Here is a 23,350-nt window from a genome sequence, read left to right as displayed (position 1 = left end):
CTAATATCCACGGTTAGCATGGACTTTCATTAATTCTGGGAAATCCAGAATTAATGCAATGCGGCCGTCACCAGTAATAGTCGCGCCAGCAAACCCATGAGTTCCTTGTAACAAAGCTCCAAGTGGTTTAATAACAACTTCTTCTTGCCCCAGCAGGACATCGACCACAAAGCCGACACGCTGAGTACCTACATTTACGATAACAACATGTTCAATTTCAGGTTTTTTGCCATCAGTCCGACCTTTGGTCAGCCATTTGCTGAGATAAAATAAGGGTAAGGCTTTATTTCTCACCATAATGGTTTGTTGACCATCCACCACATTGGTTTTAGAAAGATCGAGATGGAATATCTCATTCACGTTAACCAACGGGAATGCAAAAATTTGTTCACCCAACATCACCATCAATGTCGGCATAATGGCTAATGTCAGTGGGACCTTAATAGAGAGGGTTGTACCCACACCGACTTCAGATTGAATATCGATAACGCCATTCAGTTTCGATATGCTGGTTTTTACCACGTCCATACCGACACCACGGCCGGAAATATCTGATATTTCCTGTTTCATGGAAAAACCGGGAGAGAAGATCAGTGAAAAGCACTCGGATTCTGTAAGTCTTCCTGCTGTGTCTTCATCCATCATGCCTTTTTCAACAGCTTTACGGCGCAGTGTTTCAGGGTTCATACCCGCACCATCATCAGCGATAGTCAGTAAGATATGATCACCTTCCTGAGCGGCAGAGAGGACGACTTTACCTTGACGAGGTTTACCAGCAGCTTCACGCACATCGGGCATTTCAATACCATGATCCACCGCATTTCTGACCAAATGCACAAGCGGATCGGCCAGTGCCTCAACTAAGTTTTTATCAAGATCGGTTTCCTCACCACGAAGCTCAAGATCAATATCTTTTTTAAGGCTTCTGGCTATATCCCGCACAACGCGAGGGAAGCGACCAAATACTTTTTTGATTGGCTGCATACGCGTTTTCATCACAGCCGTCTGTAAATCCCCTGTGACCACGCGCAGATTATTGACAGCCTTTGCCATCTCTTCATTTTCAAACGCTGATTCAAGCGTGCTTATACGGTTTCTTACCAGTACAAGTTCACCCACCATATTCATGATTTCATCAAGACGGCTTGTATCAACACGTACACTGGTATCCGCTGCTTGTTTGGCAGGAGCCGCTTTCGCTTCAACCTTTTCAGCAGCAGTAGGGGCTTTTTCTACTGGTTTCGGTGCAGAAGCTTTGGTTTCTGCCGCTTTATCAGATGCTGGCGGGCTAGCTGGTTTGGGCACGGATGGTGTTGGGGCAGGGGGCTCAGCTTGTGCCTTTTTTGCCCCCTGTAATTCATCCAGAAGAGCCTCAAACTCTTCTTCAGTTATGTCATCACTACCTGTTGAAGTGGGTGTTGGGGTAGGAGCAGGTGTACTTGCTTTTTCTGTGTCTTTAATGCCTGGCGCAGAATTACCATGGAGCTGGTCTAATAAAGCTTCAAATTCATCATCCGTGATTTCATCATCTGCAGCTGCACTGGCTGATTCTGATCCTTGAGATGGCGCAACTTCCTCAACTTGTTCTTCAGGCGCGACTTCTGGTTCTGGCTCTGGCGCAGCCACGGCTGAATCATTATTGATGTATACAGATAATTGCTCAATAATTTCATTATCAGCAGGGCTTGGATATTGACCGGATTTAATTTCGGCAAACATCGTATTAAGAATATCGAGCACTTTGAGGAAGGTATCCATCATATCGGCATCGACAAAGCGTTCACCTTGTCTTAACAGATTGAATAAGTCCTCGCTCTTGTGGCAAAGATTGACCATCGCTTCCAGACTAAGAAAGCCTGCACCACCTTTAATGGTATGAAAACCACGAAAGATGGAGTTAAGGAGATCGGCATCTTGCGGGCTATTTTCTAGCTCAACAAGTTGCTCATTCAGACCTTCTAATATTTCTTCTGCTTCAACAAGAAAGTCTTGCAGGATTTCATCATCTGTGTCCAGCGCCATGAATCATTTCCTCAGAAGCCGAGGCTAGATAACAAGTCATCCACATCATCCTGGTTATTCACCACGTTCGGGTTGTCTTGTGCATTTATCTGCGGACCTTCAGCTTTAATTGGGTCAATTTCTTTTTTATTCGGAGACTGTTTCGGTTTGCCAGCCACTTTGACTAACTGCACTAAACTGTCTTCCACTTCTTCTACCAAGCTAATAACCTGACGAATCACTTGTCCGGTTAAGTCCTGGAAGCCCTGAGCCAACATCATTTCAGATAAATTATGGTGAACCTGATCTGCATGTTGTTTCACTGTAGGTAAATACTCTTCTATTTCTTTTACCAACAAGCGAAACTCATCTGCATTCATTTCCTTTTTCCGAAAACGGTGCCAACTCTCATCTATCTTTTCGGCAGTATTTCGGAGTTCTTGAGCTAAAGGTAAGGTGTTATCGATGTAACCTAAGGTTTTGTGTGCCGCTTCTTCTGTCGTGGTGATGACATAGTTAAGCCGTTCACGTGTGTTAGGCATATTATTCTGGGTTAAATCGACCAGTTTTGCATCAAGATTGAAGTTATTCAAAGAATCATGAAGTTCACGTGTAAGCTTGCCTACTTCTTTGAATAAATGACTTTCCTGTGCTTTTGCCAGAATTGTCAGTTGTTCCTCCGCAGCGATCTCATCATTCTTTTCAAGCGCCTCGACGAGGGCTCTTGCTGCTTCTAATTGGGTTGCCTGATTTGCTGAAGCCATGAGCCGAGTGCTCCTTATTGTGCGTTGATGCGTTCAAAAATCTTTTCGATTTTTTCTTTAAGCGTTGCTGCAGTAAATGGCTTGACGATATAACCATTCACGCCAGCCTGTGCCGCTTCAATAATCTGCTCGCGTTTTGTTTCGGCGGTGACCATCAGAACCGGTAGTGATGAAAGTTTTTCATCGGCACGAACAGTTTTAAGCAGATCAATACCTTGCATGCCTGGCATATTCCAATCGGTGACCAGAAAATCAATTCCGCCTGCCTGAAGAATAGGCAAGGCCGTAAGACCATCATCAGCTTCTTGCGTATTGTTAAATCCCAGATCTCGTAACAGGTTTTTTATTATCCGACGCATTGTGGAAAAATCATCCACGATCAGGATCTTCATATTTTTATCCAAAGCACACCTCCAAAATTTACATAATCCAGTCACGAAGTTTGGCGCGAAGTCGAATCACAGTTTGGCTATGAATCTGACTGACCCTGGATTCACTGACTCCCAGAACCTCGCCTATCTCCTTTAAATTTAATTCGTCATTATAATACAGGCTCATTAATAAGCGCTCTCGCTCTGGTAGTGTGTCTATGGCTTGTGCCAATGCCTGTTGGAAATCATCATCCTGAACTTCATCATCGGGTCCGCTGGGGCCGACAGATATTGGATGAGCATGGGTTTCATCATTATCAGTAAACTCGTCAAGACTGAAAATCTGATAACCACTCGAATCATTTAACTGTTGATAGTATTCATTGATATCGATACCAAGTGCACTCGCTACTTCACTGTCTGAAGCATTTCGCCCTTTTTCTTGTTCTATTTTATGCATTTGTTCTGCAATTTCTCGGGCTTTTCTATGAACGGATCTCGGTGCCCAGTCATTACGTCGGATTTCATCCAGCATCGAACCACGAATACGGATACCGGCATAGGTTTCAAAACTGGCACCCTGAGCTGAGTTATACTGATGTGAAGCATCAAGTAAGCCAATCATACCTGCCTGGATCAAATCTTCTACATCAACTGATGCTGGCAGTCTGGCGATCATGTGATAAGCGATTCGCTTTACCAATGGCGCGTGCTGTTCAATCAATTCTGATTTACTTTGACCCGATGTGTACATGACAGCTCTGTTGCTCATACCATTTCCATACTTGCCTGAATGAGTCTTTCAACAAAAAATTCCATGTGCCCACGTGGTTGCTTCTGTACTGGCCAATACTCTATTTTTTTGGCTAAATGATTAAATGCTGTAGCCGCTTTGCTACGTGGAAATGCTTCTACTACACTGCGTTGTTTCTTTACAGACCGTCTTAAATCCTCATCAAACGGTACTATACCCATAAAATCGAGGGTGACGTCGAGAAAGCGATCACAGACTAGCGAAATTTTATCAAACAGTTCACGACCTTCTTGTACACTTCTACACATATTAGTGACGATATGGAAGCGCTCTACTTGGTGTTCACGACTGAGTAATTTGATTAAAGCGTAAGCATCGGTGATGGAAGCGGGTTCATCACACACCACCACAATGACTTCTTGAGCAGCTTTACTAAAGCTGATAACACTATCTGCGATCCCGGCTGCACTATCGATAAGTAAAACATCAATATGCTGATCCATTTCGCTGAAGGCTTGTATCATGCCAGCGTGTTCAGCACTGCTTAACTCGGCCATTTTTTTCACGCCAGACGTCGCAGGAATGATTTTTAAACCAGAGGGTCCCTCAACAATTATTTCATTCAGTGTTTTTGAGCCATCCAGAACATGAAGCAGATTGAATTGAGGATGAAGCCCTAACATAACGTCAATATTTGCCAAGCCTAAGTCAGCATCCAATAGAACGACTTCTTTGCCCAATGCAGCAAGTGCAACGCCCAGGTTAACGGTGACATTGGTTTTACCAACCCCACCTTTACCACTGGCAATAGCAATGACCTTCACTGGTCTGGCTGCTTGTGCCATTTTTCGAAGGCCAGCAGCTTGATCATGGGTATTTTCAGCCATAGGCGGCAAAACCTCCATAACTGGATACTGTTTGAGGATCCAGTTGTTGCTCATCATTCATCAACTCACTGGCCTGATTAACAAGTGTATTTGGCCGGGCGAGACTCAGATCCTCAGGAACCTGCTGACCATTAGCAATATAGGCCAGTGGTAATCGATGCCGCACTAAAGCTGAAACGGCACCACCAAGACTGCTGGCTTCATCTGTTTTTGTCAGGATACAGCCGCTCAAGTTCAAGTGAGAATAGGCATTAATAATATCATCCATAGCACTTGTTTGAGTGTTCGCTGACATCGTTAAGTAAGTTTTGACACGAGGTGACTGCTGTTTAATCACGGCAAACTTCTCTGTCAGTTTTATATCACGTTGATTCATTCCCGCAGTATCTATCAGGATAAAGCGGCGATCAAGCAGGTCATTGAGTGTTTCAGTCAGCTCAGCATGGGTTCTGGCAACTCTGACAGGCACGCCTAGAATCCTGGCATAGGTGCGTAACTGCTCTTGTCCACCAATGCGATAGCAGTCAGTAGTGATGAGCGCAACCTGCCGGGCGCCATGCTTTAGAGCGCAACGAGCGGCCAGTTTAGCGATGGTAGTGGTTTTGCCAACACCGGTTGGTCCGACCAGTGCATAGATGCCGCCCTGCGATAAAATATCTTCTTCAGTGAGATGAATTTGAGAGGCTAACTGCCCGAGACAATGACGCCATGCTGTTTCTAAATCATCAATACCTTGTATTTTTGCGGTAATGGATTTGGCAAGTTCAACATCAATACCCATTTGCATAAAGCGCTTCAGTAGCTGTACCTGAGTTGGATTTTGACGTTCCATATCTTTCCATGTCAGATCGGAAAGCTGGTTTTGCAGCATATTACGTAAGCCAGCGATTTCTTTACGCATCTGGACTAAAGTGGGTTCCTGAGACCAGATATTTTGTTTCGGAGCAGGCTGAGATGGCTCAAACGAATTACTCTCAAGACTGGGATTAATTTCTACCCTTGGAGATACATGAGGTTGTGGCGCTTCGTCTACCTGAGACTGACGACGAAACTGCGATTCGTCATAATCAGTGGCCGCGACGATCTCAATCCCACCATCAACACGTGTGTTGGAGAGAATGACTGCATCCGGACCGAGAACATCTCTTACTTCTCGGATAGCTTGACGTACATCAGCTGCCTGGAAACGTTTGATTTTCATACATCAACCTCAAACTCTAATTCATCGGCCGATATTGGCCACTATTCTTATTTGTTTGTCATCCGGTATTTCGTTATAGGACAACACGTTCAAACCGGGAATGGAGTGGCGAATAAAACGAGAAATCCAACTTCTCAAACCTGCCTGAACTACCAGAATAGCTGAGTCACCCGTCATTTCCTGTCTTTGAGTGGCTTCCTGCAAGTTCTTGTGCATATTCTCTGCCAGTCCTGGTTCCAGGCTGGCTCCACCTTCTCCCGATGCCTGTAAAGTTTTTAGCAATATCTGTTCCAGTTCTGGATCTAAGGTGATAATCGGCAAATCAGTGCGAGTGCCATTGATATGCTGAATAATAGAATGACTCAGTGCCATACGTGTTGCGGCTGTAATGGCTTCAGGATCTGGATTACGACTCGCCTGTTCAGAAATCGCTTCGGTGATGGTGCGAATGTCACGCACAGGAATGTTTTCTTCCAACAGGTTTTGTAAGACTTTTTGTACCGTACCTAATGGCACGGTATCAGGCACCAGACCTTCAACCAGTTTAGGCGCAGATTTTCCAAGGTTATCAAGCAAGTGCTGAACTTCTTCACGTCCCAGCAGATCATGGGCGTGATTATTCAGAATCTTACTCAAATGGGTAGCAATAACCGTGTCGACATCAACAACGGTGTAGCCTTGCGCTTGTGCATATTCTCGTTGACCGGTTTCAATCCAGGTAGCATCAAGCCCAAAAGCAGGATCTTGCGTTTTGATACCTTCAAGCGCACCAAAAACCTGACCTGGATTGATAGCCAGCATTCTGTCTGGATGTACTTCTGCTTCACCAAATGTCACTCCAAACAGGGTGATTTGATAGGCCGTTGGTGCTAGGTCCAAATTATCGCGAATATGTACCGGTGGGATCAAAAAGCCCATTTCTTGTGATATTTTCTTACGTATTCCTTTGATTCTATTCATTAATTGTCCGCCCTGGTTTTTATCTACCAGAGGAATAAGGCGATAACCCACTTCCAGACCAATAGGATCAACCGGGCTCAGATCATCCCAACTGAGTTCACGTTGCTCACGGGAAGTCTCAGATGAAGGTTGTTGGGACGCCGTTAATTCATTCTGCGTGGCGACTTTTTGACGCTGATGAATCATAAATGCACTGCCACCACCGATGGCGGCTAGAATCAGGAAGGGGATATTTGGCATACCCGGAATTAAGCCAAGTCCACCGATGATAATTGATGTCACTGCCAAGGTTTTGGGATTACTCAATAACTGACTGACAATCTGTTGCCCCATATCCTGTTCTTTTGTGGAGCGTGTAATCAGCAGGCCGGCTGCTGATGCCAGTAATAATGAAGGTAACTGGGCAACTAGACCATCACCAATAGTTAATAATGTGTAGTTCTGTGCGGCTTGAGAAAAACTCAAATCATGTTGGGCAACACCGATAATGAAACCGCCAATAATATTGATAAACAGGATTAGGATACCGGCGACAGCATCACCACGGACAAACTTACTGGCACCGTCCATGGAACCGTAAAAGTCTGATTCCTGCATAATTTCTTCACGACGGCGACGTGCTTCATCCTGATCGATAAGACCAGCGTTTAAATCAGCATCGATGGCCATTTGTTTACCAGGCATAGAGTCCAGAGTGAAGCGGGCACTAACTTCGGCAATACGTGTGGCACCTTTGGTGACTACGACAAAGTTAATAATGACGAGGATAGAAAACACCACAAAACCGACAGCATAGTTACCACCAATCACGAACTCGCCAAAAGCTTCGATAACGTTACCAGCCGCTGCAGCACCTGTATGTCCTTCCAAGAGAATGATACGGGTTGAGGCGACATTTAATGCTAAGCGCAGTAGGGTTGCGATCAACAAAATACTGGGAAAGGCTGCAAAGTGCAGCGGCTTAAGCATGTAAATACTGGCAAGTACAATCACCAGTGATAGGGCGATATTAAAGGTAAATAGCATATCCAGCATAAATGCTGGTAAGGGAAGGATAACCATGGCCAGCAATGCCACCAGTAGCATTGGCGTGGCTAATTGACCGTTTACAACTGATTTAAAACGGGCAGCCAGTACGTTATTTTCCATGTAGCGTTAATCTCGTCTAAATTCTTCAGGTATTGGTAAATCTTCTGGATTCAAATGCGGTTTCTTGCCACCTTGTTTTCGGTAGCGACGCAATTGGAATACAAAAGCCAGTACCTGAGCTACTGCAATATATAGACCAGATGGAATTTCTTCGCCGATTTCTGTTGAATAATATACGGCACGAGTCAGCGGTGGTGCTGCCAGAATAGGAACTTCATTATTTTGTGCCACCAGTCGAATTTGTTGTGAAATCAAATCTGCGCCTTTAGCCACAACAATAGGTGCGCCAGGACGAGATTGATCATAACGAAGCGCGACAGCGTAATGAGTCGGGTTAGTAATAACGACATCCGCTGAGGGAATATCCTGCATCATCCGCTGCTGGGACATTTGAATCTGCATACGTCTGATACGACCTTTGACTTCAGGATTACCGTCTGTTTGTTTCATTTCATCTTTGACTTCCTGCTTGGTCATCCGCAGTTGACGGTTGTGATTCCATAATTGAAATGGCACGTCGATGAGTGCGATTAAAATCAAACTGGCTGTGATTGCAAGAAATACCCACAACGTTAAATAACCTAAATCGGTCATGGCAACGTTCACTTCCTGGCTGCCAAGCGTCAATAATTGGTCACGTATTCCCCACAAAATTGCGGTAGATATAGCACCAATAAGAATGAATTTACCTAATGCTTTTGCCAGCTCAGCTAAACCTTGAGGACCAAAAACGCGTTTAAGCCCCTTAATGGGATCCATTTTTTCAGGTTTAAACGCCATGGCTTGTGTGGAAAAATTCCAGCCGCCTATGAGGGCTGGTGCTGCCAGTGCTGCAAAGACAGTGACGGCAAGGAACATTCCTAGATCAAAAGAAATAATTTCGATCATATGCATGAAATGATGCACCATCGCCATCGGATCAAATATTTGTTTTTGGGTCAGGGTAAGGGATTCATTCATGACCGCAGCCATATCCGCAATCAGACTGCTTCCCATAAAAAAAGAGCGATGGCACTGGCTACCAGAACCATCACCGTAGTTAATTCTTTTGAACGTGGAACCTGGCCTTTTTGTCGGGCGTCTTCTAAACGCTTGCCCGTAGGCTGTTCTGTTTTTTCTTGTCCAGTTTGCTCAGCCATCCTGAACCACCATTAACCTTATCAGTTGTAATATGTGATCTGTCATCTCCAGTAAGTGATCAGCCACTAATGGCAAGGTCACAAACATAATGACAAACCCCATCACAATGGTCATCGGAAAGCCGATAGAGAATGGACTGATTTGCGGTGCAGCACGCGATAAGATACCAAACGCTAAATTGACCATCATAATGGAACCTATCGCAGGTAAAGCAATAATGACGCCAGCAGCAAACATCCAACTTGCCTGAGCAGCAATATCTCGAAGATCAGTAGGGGGTAAGCCGCTTGCAGAAATCGGCATGGTGACAAAACTTTCGGATAACACCTTAATTAGAATCAAATGCCCATCTACGGTGATAAACAGTAGTGTGATAAAAATCAGATAAAACTGACTGATGACCGGGACCAGTACGCCGTTTTGTGGGTCAACCATGGAGGCAAAGCCCAACCCCATCTGCATCGCAATGATTTGCCCGGCAACGATAAAGGCATTGAACAGTAATTGCAGCATAAAGCCCATGCATGCGCCAATCAGAATTTGCTGAGCGATGATCAATAAACCTTCGACACTTAGCGGTTCAACGCTAGGCATACTGGCGGGGATATTCGGTACCAGAATAATACTGATGGCCAAGGCGATAATGATGCGTGTGCGGGTACTTAAAAAATTACTACTAAAAATCGGGGAGACCATGATCATGGCTGCAATACGAATGAAGGGCCACATATAAAGCCCTAACATACCGGTAATCTCAGCGGTGCTGATTTCCATCATTAACCGATAAGAAACGGTATTTCTTCATACAAACGACGAGTGAAGCCAAGCACCATTTCCAGCATCCATGGTCCGGCCATCACCAGGACAAGCAGGGTGATAAACAGTTTAGGAATAAAACTCAACGTTTGTTCATTGATCGAAGTCGCGGCCTGAAACATGCTGACCAGAAGACCAATCAATAGCGCCGGCAATAAGATAGCAGCGATCAAAATCGAGATGATCTGTAAGGTCTGCTGCATCACGGTGAGAACGGTTTCTGGCGTCATAATTACACGTAAAAACTCGAAGCTAAGGTTCCCATAAGGAGTGCCCATCCATCAATAAGTACGAACAGCATTAATTTAAAGGGTAGTGATATCAACATAGGAGAAAGCATCATCATCCCCATTGCCATCAGTACACTGGCCACCACTAAATCAATAATCAGAAACGGAATAAAAATCAGAAACCCAATCTGAAAAGCAGTTTTGAGTTCACTGGTCACAAATGAGGGTAGTAACAAACTGTAGGGAATATCCTGCGGTGTTTGCATTTCTTCATAGCCGCCAATAGAGGCAAACAAGGCAATATCACTTTCCCGTGTTTGAGCAAGCATAAATTCTTTAAACGGTTGCCCAGTCTGTTCAATAGCTTGCGTAAACTCGATGTCGCCATTCATATACGGCACAATGCCATCATTGTATGCATGGTTAAACACCGGATGCATGATAAAAATAGTCAGAAACAAGGCTAAGCCGATGAGTACCTGATTGGAGGGGGTGGATTGCACACCAATCGCCTGACGTAATATTGCTAAGACAATAATAATCCGGGTGAAAGAGGTCATCATCATTAAAGCAGCAGGCAGTAATGTGAGCGCCGTCATTAATGCCAGAATTTGTAAGGTGACGCTATAGCTTTGTCCACCTTCACCATCAGTCACCGTCACAGCCGGAATGCCGGGATCAGCGAGACTGATTAATGGAAATGCCAATAAGCATAGACTCAGCAACAGTCGTATCATGTATCACCTCGTTGCATTAACTGGCGAAGTTTATTGGCGAATTCATTGGGAGATGACGATTCGGTCTCTGTTAACGGCGTTTCCAGTTTGTGTAAGGTATTAATCTGTTGAGCCGTTACCCCAAGTAATAATTGTTCTTCACCGATTTGTACCAAAATGACACGCTCTCTGGTACCCAACGGAATGCCCGCAATGACCTTTAATTTACCGTTGGCGGCGGCGTGAAAGCGATTTGTCCGTTTCAGTAGCCAAGCTACGGCGACAATACAGGCCAGAACCAGTAACAAACCAAATAAGGTTTGCAATAAATTAAGGGCGGACAGTGGTGACTGGTTTAGGCTATGCGTCGCGGACTCAGTAGCAGCATAGCTTGATACTGAAAAGCCCAAGCCGATTATGAGAGGCCAGAGTTTTTTCATCAGCGCAATTTCTTGATACGTTCTGATGTGCTGATAATATCCGTCAGACGAATACCAAACTTATCGTTAACCACAACAACTTCACCATGGGCAATTAGAGTATCGTTGACAAGCACATCCATCGGTTCACCCGCCAGTCTATCTAGCTCAACCACTGAGCCCTGACTGAGTTGTAAAAGGTTACGAATACTGATTTTGGTACGACCAATTTCCATTGAGATAGTGACAGGAATATCCATCACCATATCCAGATCGACATCTGATTTTGGTCTTCCTTCATCATCAAGCTTGGCTACTGGAGCAGGATTCGCTTTTTGACTGGCTTCTGATTCAGCTTGCTCTTCTAAAGCGGCTGCCCATGGATCCTCTTCAGCACCATCGGCATCACCTTGTTGTTCCAGTGCAGCCGCCCATTCGTCAGCCAATTCCTGATCTTGTGTCTGGGTGTCTTCACTCATAATTTTTTACCTTTTTTCAGGTGGATCGTTGAACTTGTATCGTGAGGATGTTCAATAATTTCCATGATTTTTAATGCCGTTTTTTCATGATGTTCACCAAATGTGGCACGAAACATGGGAATGTCTTCTACCATGGTCGTGACTTGCTTGGGCATATCAATCGGGATGATATCCCCTGGTTTTAATTTCATTATTTGTCCAAGTGATAATGTGGCTTGAGCTAAGTTTGCCCAGAGCTCTACATCAGCCAGCATAATTTCTTCACGCATGGATTTTTCCCAGCGTCCATCATCCATGCTGCGGTCACTTTGTAAGCCGGTGTCCAGCAACTCACGAATAGGTTCAAGCATAGAGTAGGGGAAAGTAATGTGGATATCGCCACTGCCACCGTCTAAATCGACATGGAAGGTAGAGATAACCACGACTTCACTTGGACTCACAATATTGGCAAATTGTGGATTAACTTCGTGGTTTACAAATTCGAATTCAACCGGCATCACTGGTGACCAGGCCTCAGTCAGATCTTTGAAACAGAGGTTGAGCACCATATTGATGACGCGTAGCTCGGTTGAGGTGAACTCTCTTCCTTCAATACGTGCTTGAAAACGACCATCTCCACCAAAGAAATTATCTAAAAATGTGAAGACTAATTTGGGCTCAAACACCACCAAGCCGGTACCTCTGAGCGGATGCAGATGAATCAAGTTCAGACTGGTCGGCACAAATAAGGTGTGTATATATTCGGAGAATTTCATCACCTGTACACCGCCCACTGAGATTTCAGCAGAGCGACGCAGCATATTAAAAAGGCTGATCCTTAAATAACGACCAAAACGCTCATTAATCATTTCCAGGGTTGGCATCCGGCCACGGATGATACGTTCTTCATTACCGAAGTCGTATGGTCGGGTGCCTACATTGGCATTATTGTCTGATGAATCAGTTTCAAGATCGCCATCACCCAAGCCATTAAGCAGCGCATCTACTTCATCTTGTGAAAGGATGTCATGAACAGCCATGATTATTGCATTATGAAGCTGGTAAAGTAGACGGCTTCCAGTTGTCCATCAACGGAAGATTCATTTTTCAAAATTTCATTTATGGTATTTAAACAAGCTTGTTGCAAGGCTTTGGTACCTTCGACAGTCTGAAGTTCGTCATAATTTTGACTAAAGAACAGCATATTTAGCTCATGTTGAATCGCTGGCAGGTTAAGCGTGACCGCATCAATCACATCCTGAGAGCGGGCTTTAACCTTGAGTTTGATCTGCATGTATTTCACTTCGCCTTTGCTTTGCTCAGAGAAATTCACAATGAAAGGTTCTTCAATGGCGTAATAAATAGGGGGGTGTTTGACTTCAACTTTCTCTTCTTCAGCCTGTTCGTCACCGCCACTCATTAGCAAAAATGCTGCTACACCGCCCCCGATAAGTACTAATGCAGCAATGATGATAATCAGCAGTTTTTTCTTACCACCTTTGCCTTCAGTAATTTCAATGTCTTCGCGTTCTTCAGCCATGGTATTGTTATTCCGTTTTGTTAGTTTAATTTAAGCAAAGAGCGTGCCGTTTATTGGAGAATGAAACTCGTAAAATAGACTTTTTTAATATCACTGTTGCCTGTTTCTTCTTGTAGTACTTTTTGTACGCGTTCAGTTGCAAGAGCATCTAATTTTTCTCTGCCTTGTATCGTCGTCACCGACTCGTATGTTTGTTGTGAAAACAATGTTCTTAACTCATCCTGAATCATGGGCAGATTGAGTACAGCACTATCCATAGCTTCCTGGCTTGAAGCCATTAAAGCAACTTTGATTTGCAGGTAGCGTGCGCGTTTCTGACTCTGATTAACAAAGTTGATAGTGAAGGGTTCTTCGATTTTGTAATAAACAGGTGGTGTTTTCTCGCTTTCATCAGCAGCATGAATCGGCGTCACTAACAGAGACATTAATAAGATGGTGATTAGCGACAGCGACTTCTTCATTGCTTGTTATACTCCATGATTTATTTGATAAAGGTTTACACAGAATTATGACAAGCTTGGGCAATTGGTTAAAGAGGCAGGCATGAGTAAAACGCAAAAACACCAACAACCTTCTTGGTTCAGCAAACTATCTGATGTGATTTTGACGTTGCCGCAGTATGTGATTCCGCAGCATACCTTATCTGTCATCATGCATGCGCTGACACGTAGTCAGATGACATGGTTTAAGAATGCATTTATCCGTTTTATTACTTGGAAGTTTGACGTCAACTTGAGTGAAGCTGCGGTGTCTGATCGTGATTTTTATCCAAGCTTCAATGCTTTCTTTACGCGTGAACTTCGTCAGGGCATTCGTCCTGTTGCCGCAGGAAAGGATGTGGTTGTTTCACCCGTCGATGGGGCCGTGAGTCAAATAGGACCTATCATTGAGCAAACCATTGTTCAGGCTAAGGGTCGAAGTTACAGCGTTGAAGAATTATTGGGGGGCGATAAGTCGTTGGCGCAGCGCTACGATAATGGGCAATTTGCCACTATTTATTTATCACCTCGCGATTATCATCGTATCCACATGCCGGTAGCAGGAAAGTTAAAGGCAATGCGTTATGTGCCTGGAAAATTATTTTCAGTTAATCCTCGAACCGCGAGAGCCGTACCCCGATTATTTGCTCGTAATGAACGTGTTATTTGTGTATTCGACACGGAATTTGGTGATGTTGTTTTGGTATTGGTGGGAGCTATTTTTGTTGGTAGTATGGAGACGGTATGGGCCGGCCAGATAACTCCGCCTTATGGTAAAACAATCGAAAACTGGACTTACGTAGGAGATGAAGCGCTATCATTTGAAAAAGGCCAGGAAATGGGCCGGTTTAATATGGGCTCGACGGTAGTGATGTTATTACCTGCTGGTATGAAACCCTTTAATCAAGAATGGCAGCCAGAGAAAAAAATTCAACTCGGGCAGGCAATGAATTAAGTTTGTTTGTAGATGAAATAAAAAAGCCGGCATAAAGCCGGCTTTTTTGTTGTAGAACAGATTAAATGTTGTTGCGCCATGCGTGACATGAATTGTCCTGAATACGGCTTACTTCTTCAGGTCCCCATGTACCCGCAGGGTAGGTGTGAACAAAGCTTTTATCTTTTGCCCATTTCTCGATGACAGGATCAACGACTTTCCATGCCAGGTTGACTTCATCAGAGCGAAGGAACAGTGAGCGGTCACCTAAAATAGCATCCAGAATTAATGCCTCATAGGCATCTAAGCGGTGTTTTGTGTCTTCGGTTTCAACTGTTTCAAGTGCCACTGTGTGGTTGCTTAATTCTAAACCAGGTTGTTTGGCTTGCAGTTCAATACGTAAGGTATTGTCTGGTTGCAGCCCCATGACGATCCAGTTGGCATGACTGTCACCAATCACCGTATCTTTAAATAATTCTTGAGGTGGTTTCTTAAAGCGGATAGCAATCATCGCTTTAGATTCAGGCATGCATTTACCCGTTCTTAAATAGAACGGTACACCGCGCCAACGCCAGTTATCGATATAAAGCTTCATAGCGGCGTAAGTTTCTGTCACGCTGTCATTAGGTACTTCATCATCTTCCAGATAACCAGGTTCTTTTTTACCATTGACTTCACCTGCCGCATATTGTGCGCGGAAGGCATGGTCATCGACGATATCTTCAGTAATAGGACGAATTGCTTTTAGGACTTTTACTTTTTCATCGCGTAATGATTCATCACCTAAGTCTGCTGGCGGTTCCATTGCCACGAGTGCCATGACTTGCATCAAGTGACTTTGGATCATATCGCGCAGCGCGCCAGAGGTATCGTAGTAACCGGCGCGGCCACCAACGCCTTGTTGTTCAGCATGAGTAATCTGGACGTGATCAATATAGTTACGGTTCCATAATGGCTCCAGCAACAAGTTAGCAAAGCGGAATACAAAAATATTCTGTACAGTGCCTTTACCCAGATAATGATCAATACGATAGGTTTGTTGTTCTGTGAAGTTTTTGCGCAAAATACCTTCTAATTCTTCCGCGCTCTTCTGGTCGTAACCAAAGGGTTTTTCCACTACTAAGTGACGCCAGCCATTATCTTCTTTATTCAGGCCAACGGCGGCTAACTGATCTCCCACAACACCGAATAAAGCAGGTGCGATAGAGAGATAGAAAACAATGTTCTGTGAGAAATTATTTTCTTCTGAAGTAATTAATGTATTCAATTCGTGATAGCTGAATGCATCATTAATGTCGCATTGGAAATAATGAATACGGTCCAGGAATGTGTTGAGAAGATCACTATTCACGCCGCCACGTGCTTTGGGGCTGACAAATTCTGTGACCTGTGCTTTCCAATCTTCTTGACTGGATTCGCGACGACCCATACAGATAATGCGTGTATCTGCCGTTAAACGCTTTTCCGCATCAAGATGGTATAAAGCAGGCAATAACTTTTTCTTAGATAAGTCGCCTGTGGCGCCAAAAATAACAATGGTACAAGATTGCATGATTTCTCCCGTTGCAGGCTATTACTCAGCCGTTGACCGTATATAATTTGGAGAATTGTACAATTTTTGGGAGATAAGCGTGCGAAAAATTCTTTTTGCCAGTAGTGAAGTTCATCCTTTAATGAAAACCGGCGGCTTGGCTGATGTTTCTGCCAGCTTACCGACTGCTCTGGCGCAACATGGACAAGATGTCAGAATTTTTATGCCTGCCTATCGCCAATGCCTGCAAAAAATTGAAAAGATTCAAATAGTCGCAACATTGAAACTGGATGGTTACCACATGCCGGTAGAGATTATCGAAGCGCGATTACCTGGTACCGAAGTTATCGTATGGTTATTAAATTCACCATATCACTTTGACAGAAATGGTGGCCCTTACAGCCACCCTGATGGTTACGACTGGGAGGATAATGCGGCTCGGTTTAGTCTGTTTTGTCGCGCCATTGTAGCCTTGGCTATAGATGAAGCTGGTCTGGACTGGAAACCGGATATTTTGCATTGTAATGATTGGCAAACGGGTTTGGCGCCGGCTCTGTTATCGCCGAGAGAAAATAAACCTGACACCATTTTCACTATCCATAATATGGCCTATCAGGGATTATTTGAACGCCCGGTGTTTGATGCGCTCGACTTACCTGAAACGCTCTGGTCTATTGAGGGGCTAGAGTTTTATGGGCTGATGTCATTTATGAAAGCAGGCCTGATTTTTAGTGATCAGATTACAACGGTGAGTCCAACTTATGCCAAAGAGATTTGTCATGCTGAATTTGGTTACGGTTTAGAAGGTTTATTATCTTATCGGGCTGAGCAGGGGCGTTTAAGCGGTATCTTAAACGGGATTGATTATGAAGAGTGGAATCCGGCCATTGATCCCTATTTGAATTATCACTATTCAGTAAAAACACCGAACCGTAAAAAGAAAAATAAGCAGGCATTGCAGCAAAAGTTTTATTTACCTCAATCTGAACAGACATTATTCATTGGCTTGATAAGCCGTTTGGTGTCACAAAAGGGCATTGATCTGTCGATAGAAGCCGTGACACGCTTACTGGAACAAGGACAGGATGTTCAGCTGATTTGTCTGGGCAGTGGTGAATCAGATTTTGAGCAAGCATTACGTGTACTTCGTGCCCGTTTTCCTGATAAAGTGGCATTAACAATTGGCTATGACGAAAAGCTTTCGCATCAGATTGAGGCTGGCGTTGATGTTTTTCTGATGCCGTCCCGTTTCGAGCCTTGTGGCCTGAATCAGATGTATAGTCTGCGTTATGGTACCCTGCCAATTGTGCGTAATACCGGCGGCCTGGCTGATACCGTCGTTGATGCTAACGACGACAACCGTAAATCCGGCACCGCTAATGGATTTTGTTTTGACGAGGCTTCAGCAGAAGCTTTATATGAAACACTGGAACGCGCTATCGCACTGTTTCAGCATCCGCGGAGATGGCGAAAACTGATGATCACCGCAATGGAGGGGGATTTCAGTTGGGAAAACAGCGCCAATATCTATATCGATCTCTATCACCATGTAAACGAACGTTGAAACTATGACAGATTATGAACCTGTACTAAGTACGGTCGAGCAATTATCTATGCTTGACGATAAAGAGCTGCGCCAACACGTCCGCTTTCTTGGCCATATCCTTGGTGAAGTTATTGATGAGCGTGCCGGCCGTGAGGTCTATGAGACGGTAGAGCGATTACGTAAGGGCTTTATCAATCTTCGCAAGGACGATAACGCTTTATTACGAACAGAGTTATTAAGTTTTCTGAATACCCTGGATGCGACGACACTCCGTGAAGTGATTCGGGCGTTTAATTTGTATTTCAGTCTGCTAAATACGGCGGAAGAAGCGTTTAACTACCATAACCGACTGATCCAGCTTCGTAACGGTCGTGATTTATGGCACGGGTCCTATCTAGATACCCTGACCCAGTTTAAACAGGAAGGCGTCACCCTCGAGCAATTACAGCATATGATGGATACCATGGTGTATATGCCTGTATTTACGGCGCATCCGACCGAGTCAAAACGTCGTACCTTGATGGAAATCCTGCGTCGTATTTTCTTACTTGATGAAAAGCTGACCAATGATCCGTTAACGGCTTTTGAAGAAGAGCGCACACGGGCAGAGATAAAAAAACAGGTGCAACTACTGTGGTCAACGGATGAAGTGCGTGCAGTTAAACCCACCGTGCGTGATGAAATTAAGAATGGTCTTTATTATTTCAACGTGAGCCTGTTTGATGCGGTGCCTAGAAGTTATCGCAATATGGAAAATGCGATTCGCCGGGTTTATAAAGAGGAAATCGCGGCGGGTGCGACATTTAAAGTGCCGGGTTATATTCAGTTTGGTTCATGGATTGGTGGTGACCGTGATGGTAATCCTTTCGTGACCGCAGAAACAACTGATATGGCAATTCAGTTACAGAAACGTACGGTGATCCGGCGTTATCTGGAAGATGTCACTAAACTGAGTTACCAACTCACGCATTCACAGCCTTTGTGCCAAATCAGTGACGAATTAGCGGCGAATATTGATGAATCCGAGCAGCGTTATGCTGGTGCCTTCAGAGCCAAACCAGATCGGTTCCTGAACGAGCCTTACCGTCGAAAACTTTATATGATGCGGCATCGGCTGGAAGATAATTTACGTCTATTGCAGCAATATTTTCGTCCTGATCTTGAACCCACTTCATTGGGGCTGGCTTATCAGAATGAAGAGGAATTATTGCAGGATCTCCGCATCATTCATCATTCATTAGTCTCACACGGTGATGCCGATCTGGCCGGCAGTGAACTGACCGATTTGATTCGACTGGTAGAAACGTTTGGCTTTTATTTATATCACCTGGATGTACGTCAGGAATCGACATTACACACTGAGGCAGTGGCTCAGGTTCTTCGTCAAACGGGCTTATGTGAAGATTATCAACAGTTGGATGAAACACAACGCCAGTCTTTACTCACCGATCTGCTGGCAAGGCATGAATTACCACCATTACCCGAATTAGAAGGACAAAATAAAGAGATATTGTCAGTGTTTCAACTGATGAATCGATTACAAAAAGAAGTCAGCGCGAATGCATTTGGCAGCTATGTGATATCGATGACACATCAGGCGAGCCATATTCTCGAAGTGTTAACACTGGGGCGCTTTGCGGGCTTATGTGGTTATCAGGAGAATGGAGAGACGTTCTGTCTGCTTCGGGTTTCACCTCTGTTTGAAACCATTGAAGATTTATCACACATTGAACCGGTGATGTCGGCCTTGCTGGAAAATGAACATTATCGTCGTTTATTAACGGCTTCGGGCAATTTACAGGAAGTCATGCTCGGCTATTCTGATTCCTGTAAAGATGGCGGTATTCTGGCTTCGGTATGGAATTTATATCAGGCGCAGCAGCGCATAAGCCATCTGGCAGAACAACATGGTGTGAAATGCCGCATGTTCCATGGCCGTGGTGGCACCATTGGTCGCGGTGGTGGCCCAACTCATGATGCGATTCTCTCTCAGCCTGTTGGTACGGTGCAGGGACAGATCAAGTTCACTGAGCAAGGCGAAGTGTTGTCGTTTAAGTATGGCAATATCGAAACAGCCGCCTATGAATTAGGTATGGGTGTGTCTGGATTAATGAAGGCTTCGCGTAGTCTGGTGGCCGAGACCGGCCATGATGAACCTGCCTTTATGGACGTTATGCATCAACTCACCACCGTGGGTGAGCAGAGTTACCGTAAATTAACAGAAAATACAGCGGGTTTTCTGGATTACTTTTATGAGGTGTGTCCGGTCACAGAAATCGGCATGATGAATATTGGTTCCAGGCCGTCGCACCGTAAACAGGGCGATCGTTCCAAAGCCTCAGTACGGGCTATCGGTTGGGTCTTCTCCTGGGCACAGTCACGACATACTTTACCGGCATGGTATGGCATCGGCACTGCGCTGGAACAATGGCATCAGAATGACCCTGAAAAAATTGAAACATTACGCAGAATGGTGAAGGAGTGGCGTTTCTTTAGTGCACTGTTGAGTAATACTCAAATGTCTCTATCGAAGGCGGATATGAATATCGCTCGCCGTTATGCGGCGTTGTGTGAAGATGCGTTTCAGGGGCAGCAGGTGTTTGAGGTGATTTCAGCCGAATATCATCGTACGGTGAAACAGGTGTTGCTGGTGGTGAATGAAGATAAACTCATGTCGGAAACACCGGCACTGCGCTCCTCTCTGCGCAGACGCGAGCCGTATCTGGACCCGATTAACTATATCCAGATTCTGTTATTGCAGCGTTATCGTGAAAATGCCCTTTCCGAAGAAGAACGCGATAAATGGCTTGATCCGCTGTTACGAACCATTAGTGCAATTTCGGCAGGGATGCGAAATACGGGTTAGTCTGTCTGACTGCGTAATGCATTCACTGTCAGTTGCGTGGTCAGCATAATCAGTAATACGGCTGCGCCAAACACGTACAAGCCCGGGTGAATTTGAATACTGGCAATAGCGCCTAGTTTGACGGTGACAATCAGCATGGCAACCACCATAACGTCGAGCATTGCCCAACGACCATAGTCATGCATGAGATTTAATAATTTCATTTTTACCGGTGTCGGATGCGAGTCTGCCCGTAATAAACGAAACAGCAGGCCGATTTTGGCTAATGGCATCACAATGCTAAAAATGCCGATTATAAAAAATAATACGTACTTTTGTGCTTTCCATAGTTCAGTGATACCGGAAATCACCGAGAAATCATCACTGATGACCAGAAATTGCGTAATCGTCAGCATGGGCATAAACAGCCCTGCCAACAACAACACACTGCTTATGACTAATAAGCAGCGTAACAGATTGACTGACTTAGCTGATTTATTCCGGAGCACGATCTTTTTTAGCGATATAGCGATTGCTTGCTGATTTTTTGCTTTTTTGTTTGTTGGCTTTACCTTTTGGTGCCAGACCTTTCATTTTGACCACCGGCAGAGTTTGGCCGATATGATGCTGGATACGTTCCAGGTTTTTTTGATCGTGCGCTTCCACTAGATTGACAGCAATCCCTGACTGCCCGGCCCGACCGGTTCTGCCCACTCGGTGAATATAGATGTCGCCGCGGAATGGCACGTCATAATTAATGACATGGCTTACCTGTGGTAAATCCAGGCCGCGAGAGGCAACGTCAGTTGCCACTAATACTTTGGTTTTACCCTGGCGAAATTTGCGGGTACGTTCGCGCCGATCTGCTTGTGAAAACTCACCATGCACAACTTGGGCAGAAATGTTTTGTGACTGCAGATAGTCAGCGACTTCATCAGCGCGTTCTTTTTTATTACAAAACACTAAAGCACTTTTACAGTCATCTGAGTTGATAACGGCTGTTAATAAAGCCTGTTTATGCTCACGGTTATCAGCCAGATAAACACGTTGTTGTACTTGTTCTGCGTACTGATTTGAGGCATTCACATCCACTCGTGTGGCATCAGGCAATAAGGTATTAGCAAAAATCTCGACACCAGCACCGGCCAGGGTGGCGGAAAATAAACAGGTTTGAAAAGCGGTTGTAATGGAGGCTAACAGTGTTGCCACATCCGGACCTTGGCCCATATCCAGCATACGATCAGCTTCATCAATCACCACAAATTCAATCAGTGATAAATCGGCCTGATCTTGTTCAACTAAATTTAATAGACGGCCAGGGGTGGCGATAATGACGTCACAACCTTCATCCAAAAACTTTTGCTGTGCTGCGGGCGCCTGACCGCCGGTAATCATCGCAATATCAATAGGATCTTGTTTACTAAATGTTTTTATCACGTGCTGGATCTGGAATGCTAGCTCACGTGTCGGCGCCAGAATTAAGGCAACAGGTTCATGCGAACGCTGCTTTCTATCCCACAGTTTTTGCAACAAAGGCAGCACAAAGGCCGCTGTTTTTCCGGTACCTGTCGCTGCACAGGCCAGTACATCCTGACCTGCCAGAATAAGCGGTATAGTTTCTGTTTGTATTGGGGTGGGTTCAGTATAGCCTTGAGCAGAAATTGCACTTAACAGGCTGTCTTCTAGTAAAAGATCTTCAAATGACATTTAACGATTTATCCGGAATGCGGTGATGACGTTATCCATCATCATCGGAACAATAACGAGGTCTTTCTCTGGCATCACGGTGTGATCAGCACTACCCTGATTAAACTCAATCAAGGTTTCACTGTGACCCTGAGGTGTAATTTTTAATAAACGACCATTAAGCCAGTCAGTGACCAGATAGTTACCCTGGCCATCGGCTTCAATGCCATCAAGATTACCTGCAGGAGATTGATCTCCCAGGCTTTTCATTTGGTGAGTAATAAGATCAATGATTTTTAAATGACCTGGTGTTTCGGTTTCAAAGCCATTGGTCATATGACCCCAGCTGGCGACGATTAAATTATTGTGTTCTACCAGTAAGCCGTTGGGAGCTTCCAGCGCGGGGTCTTCCATCCAGATAATAAATTTGTCATCAGCTAAACGATAGATGCGATCTGTCATCATATCGCTTACATAGACATTACCTTGTTTATCCACCGCAACATCATTTAGAAATTTTGCCCCTTCGGCAGGATAACGTTTAATAATCCGTTGCTCTGCAATGTCAATGACGACTAATTCATTAATGTCAGAAACATAGAGATTATTGCCATTCAGTGCCAGGCCTTTGGGTGCATTGAGTTCATCCAGCCAGTGCAGTTTTTGTATCTTGCCATCTACAGATAATTGGCTGATAAAGCCATTGCCATCAACATCAAGCGGGCTACCATTGACGTTCGAGACGTATAACAATTTTGTTATCGGATCGTAGATAACGGACTCAGGGTTTTTGAGTTCTGCCGGACTCGTCCATACCGGTGTCAGTATGGTGTTGGCAAAAACGTGCATTGACATGAACAGGCCGGTCAGCATGACAGTTAACCGTTTCATTGTATTCTCCATTAGCAATCTGAGTGCATGAT

General features: G+C 44.6%; 22 protein-coding genes and 1 pseudogene. 3 read left to right on the top strand and 20 right to left on the bottom strand.

Annotated features, from left to right (window positions below):
• From MAMP_RS13545 to MAMP_RS13470, 16 genes and pseudogenes are all read right to left on the bottom strand, one after another.
• On the bottom strand, positions 1-2,022 hold the full coding sequence (locus MAMP_RS13545) for a chemotaxis protein CheA (protein WP_007146651.1): 2,022 nt from the start codon (positions 2,020-2,022) through the stop codon (positions 1-3).
• A gap of 11 nt (positions 2,023-2,033) precedes the next feature.
• Positions 2,034-2,765: a protein phosphatase CheZ gene (locus MAMP_RS13540; RefSeq protein ID WP_007146650.1), complete on the bottom strand. Its 732-nt coding sequence runs from the start codon at positions 2,763-2,765 to the stop codon at positions 2,034-2,036.
• Between the two features lie 14 nt (positions 2,766-2,779).
• The gene (gene cheY / locus MAMP_RS13535; RefSeq protein WP_040576613.1) at positions 2,780-3,157 is read right to left on the bottom strand and encodes a chemotaxis response regulator CheY; all 378 of its coding nucleotides are present in this window, start codon (positions 3,155-3,157) and stop codon (positions 2,780-2,782) included.
• A 28-nt stretch (positions 3,158-3,185) separates the two neighbouring features.
• Positions 3,186-3,908: an RNA polymerase sigma factor FliA gene (locus tag MAMP_RS13530; protein WP_007146648.1), complete on the bottom strand. Its 723-nt coding sequence runs from the start codon at positions 3,906-3,908 to the stop codon at positions 3,186-3,188.
• On the bottom strand, positions 3,905-4,777 hold the full coding sequence (locus MAMP_RS13525; protein WP_007146647.1) for a MinD/ParA family protein: 873 nt from the start codon (positions 4,775-4,777) through the stop codon (positions 3,905-3,907). Before MAMP_RS13525 ends, MAMP_RS13530 begins: the two co-directional genes overlap by 4 nt.
• Entirely contained in the window at positions 4,770-5,978 is a 1,209-nt protein-coding gene (gene flhF / locus MAMP_RS13520) for a flagellar biosynthesis protein FlhF (protein ID WP_007146646.1), read from the bottom strand. Before flhF ends, MAMP_RS13525 begins: the two co-directional genes overlap by 8 nt.
• A gap of 21 nt (positions 5,979-5,999) precedes the next feature.
• Entirely contained in the window at positions 6,000-8,087 is a 2,088-nt protein-coding gene (gene flhA / locus MAMP_RS13515) for a flagellar biosynthesis protein FlhA (RefSeq protein ID WP_007146645.1), read from the bottom strand.
• A 6-nt stretch (positions 8,088-8,093) separates the two neighbouring features.
• Positions 8,094-9,226: pseudogene (gene flhB, locus MAMP_RS13510) on the bottom strand (flagellar biosynthesis protein FlhB).
• The gene (gene fliR, locus MAMP_RS13505) at positions 9,219-10,001 is read right to left on the bottom strand and encodes a flagellar biosynthetic protein FliR (RefSeq protein WP_007146642.1); all 783 of its coding nucleotides are present in this window, start codon (positions 9,999-10,001) and stop codon (positions 9,219-9,221) included. Before fliR ends, flhB begins: the two are co-directional and overlap by 8 nt.
• A 2-nt stretch (positions 10,002-10,003) precedes the next feature.
• Complete coding sequence (fliQ, locus tag MAMP_RS13500; protein ID WP_007146641.1) at positions 10,004-10,273, bottom strand: flagellar biosynthesis protein FliQ; 270 nt, start codon at positions 10,271-10,273, stop codon at positions 10,004-10,006.
• A gap of 2 nt (positions 10,274-10,275) precedes the next feature.
• Positions 10,276-11,010, bottom strand: coding sequence for a flagellar type III secretion system pore protein FliP (fliP, locus tag MAMP_RS13495; protein ID WP_007146640.1), 735 nt, complete (start codon positions 11,008-11,010; stop codon positions 10,276-10,278).
• Positions 11,007-11,429, bottom strand: a complete 423-nt coding sequence (fliO, locus tag MAMP_RS13490; protein WP_007146639.1) for a flagellar biosynthetic protein FliO — start codon at positions 11,427-11,429, stop codon at positions 11,007-11,009. Before fliO ends, fliP begins: the two co-directional genes overlap by 4 nt.
• Complete coding sequence (fliN, locus tag MAMP_RS13485; RefSeq protein ID WP_007146638.1) at positions 11,429-11,887, bottom strand: flagellar motor switch protein FliN; 459 nt, start codon at positions 11,885-11,887, stop codon at positions 11,429-11,431. The genes fliO and fliN overlap by 1 nt, the downstream gene beginning before the upstream one ends.
• Positions 11,884-12,906 (bottom strand): flagellar motor switch protein FliM, encoded by a 1,023-nt coding sequence (fliM, locus tag MAMP_RS13480; protein WP_007146637.1) that lies wholly within the window; start codon positions 12,904-12,906, stop codon positions 11,884-11,886. Before fliM ends, fliN begins: the two co-directional genes overlap by 4 nt.
• 2 nt (positions 12,907-12,908) lie before the next feature.
• The gene (locus MAMP_RS13475; protein WP_007146636.1) at positions 12,909-13,406 is read right to left on the bottom strand and encodes a flagellar basal body-associated FliL family protein; all 498 of its coding nucleotides are present in this window, start codon (positions 13,404-13,406) and stop codon (positions 12,909-12,911) included.
• Between the two features lie 50 nt (positions 13,407-13,456).
• Complete coding sequence (locus MAMP_RS13470) at positions 13,457-13,867, bottom strand: flagellar basal body-associated FliL family protein (protein WP_007146635.1); 411 nt, start codon at positions 13,865-13,867, stop codon at positions 13,457-13,459.
• Positions 13,868-13,949: 82 nt separating this feature from the next.
• Between MAMP_RS13470 and asd the strand changes: the two genes are divergently transcribed.
• Entirely contained in the window at positions 13,950-14,840 is an 891-nt protein-coding gene (asd, locus tag MAMP_RS13465) for an archaetidylserine decarboxylase (protein WP_007146634.1), read from the top strand.
• Between the two features lie 61 nt (positions 14,841-14,901).
• On the opposite strand, the gene zwf is transcribed toward asd, so the two are convergent.
• Entirely contained in the window at positions 14,902-16,371 is a 1,470-nt protein-coding gene (gene zwf, locus MAMP_RS13460) for a glucose-6-phosphate dehydrogenase (RefSeq protein WP_007146633.1), read from the bottom strand.
• Between the two features lie 79 nt (positions 16,372-16,450).
• On the opposite strand from zwf, the gene glgA reads away from it, so the two are divergent.
• Both glgA and ppc read left to right on the top strand, forming a co-directional pair.
• Entirely contained in the window at positions 16,451-17,914 is a 1,464-nt protein-coding gene (glgA, locus tag MAMP_RS13455; RefSeq protein ID WP_007146632.1) for a glycogen synthase GlgA, read from the top strand.
• A 4-nt stretch (positions 17,915-17,918) separates the two neighbouring features.
• A complete protein-coding gene (gene ppc, locus MAMP_RS13450) occupies positions 17,919-20,762 on the top strand; it encodes a phosphoenolpyruvate carboxylase (RefSeq protein WP_007146631.1) in 2,844 nt (947 codons plus the stop codon).
• Here ppc and MAMP_RS13445 read toward each other — a convergent pair.
• From MAMP_RS13445 to MAMP_RS13435, 3 genes are read right to left on the bottom strand one after another with little or no spacing between them, the layout of a single operon-like run.
• The gene (locus MAMP_RS13445) at positions 20,759-21,250 is read right to left on the bottom strand and encodes a paraquat-inducible protein A (RefSeq protein WP_237701233.1); all 492 of its coding nucleotides are present in this window, start codon (positions 21,248-21,250) and stop codon (positions 20,759-20,761) included. The two genes, ppc and MAMP_RS13445, sit on opposite strands and share 4 nt — an antisense overlap.
• Positions 21,237-22,448, bottom strand: a complete 1,212-nt coding sequence (locus tag MAMP_RS13440) for a DEAD/DEAH box helicase (RefSeq protein WP_007146629.1) — start codon at positions 22,446-22,448, stop codon at positions 21,237-21,239. The genes MAMP_RS13445 and MAMP_RS13440 overlap by 14 nt, the downstream gene beginning before the upstream one ends.
• Positions 22,449-23,318, bottom strand: coding sequence for an SMP-30/gluconolactonase/LRE family protein (locus tag MAMP_RS13435; protein ID WP_007146628.1), 870 nt, complete (start codon positions 23,316-23,318; stop codon positions 22,449-22,451).
• Positions 23,319-23,350: the final 32 nt, after the last annotated feature.

The organism is Methylophaga thalassica MP (genome assembly GCF_000214595.1).
GTDB classification, from domain to species: Bacteria; Pseudomonadota; Gammaproteobacteria; order Nitrosococcales; family Methylophagaceae; genus Methylophaga; species Methylophaga thalassica.
Note: the sequence above shows the minus strand (reverse complement) of the source record. Positions and strands in the feature narration are given on the sequence as shown.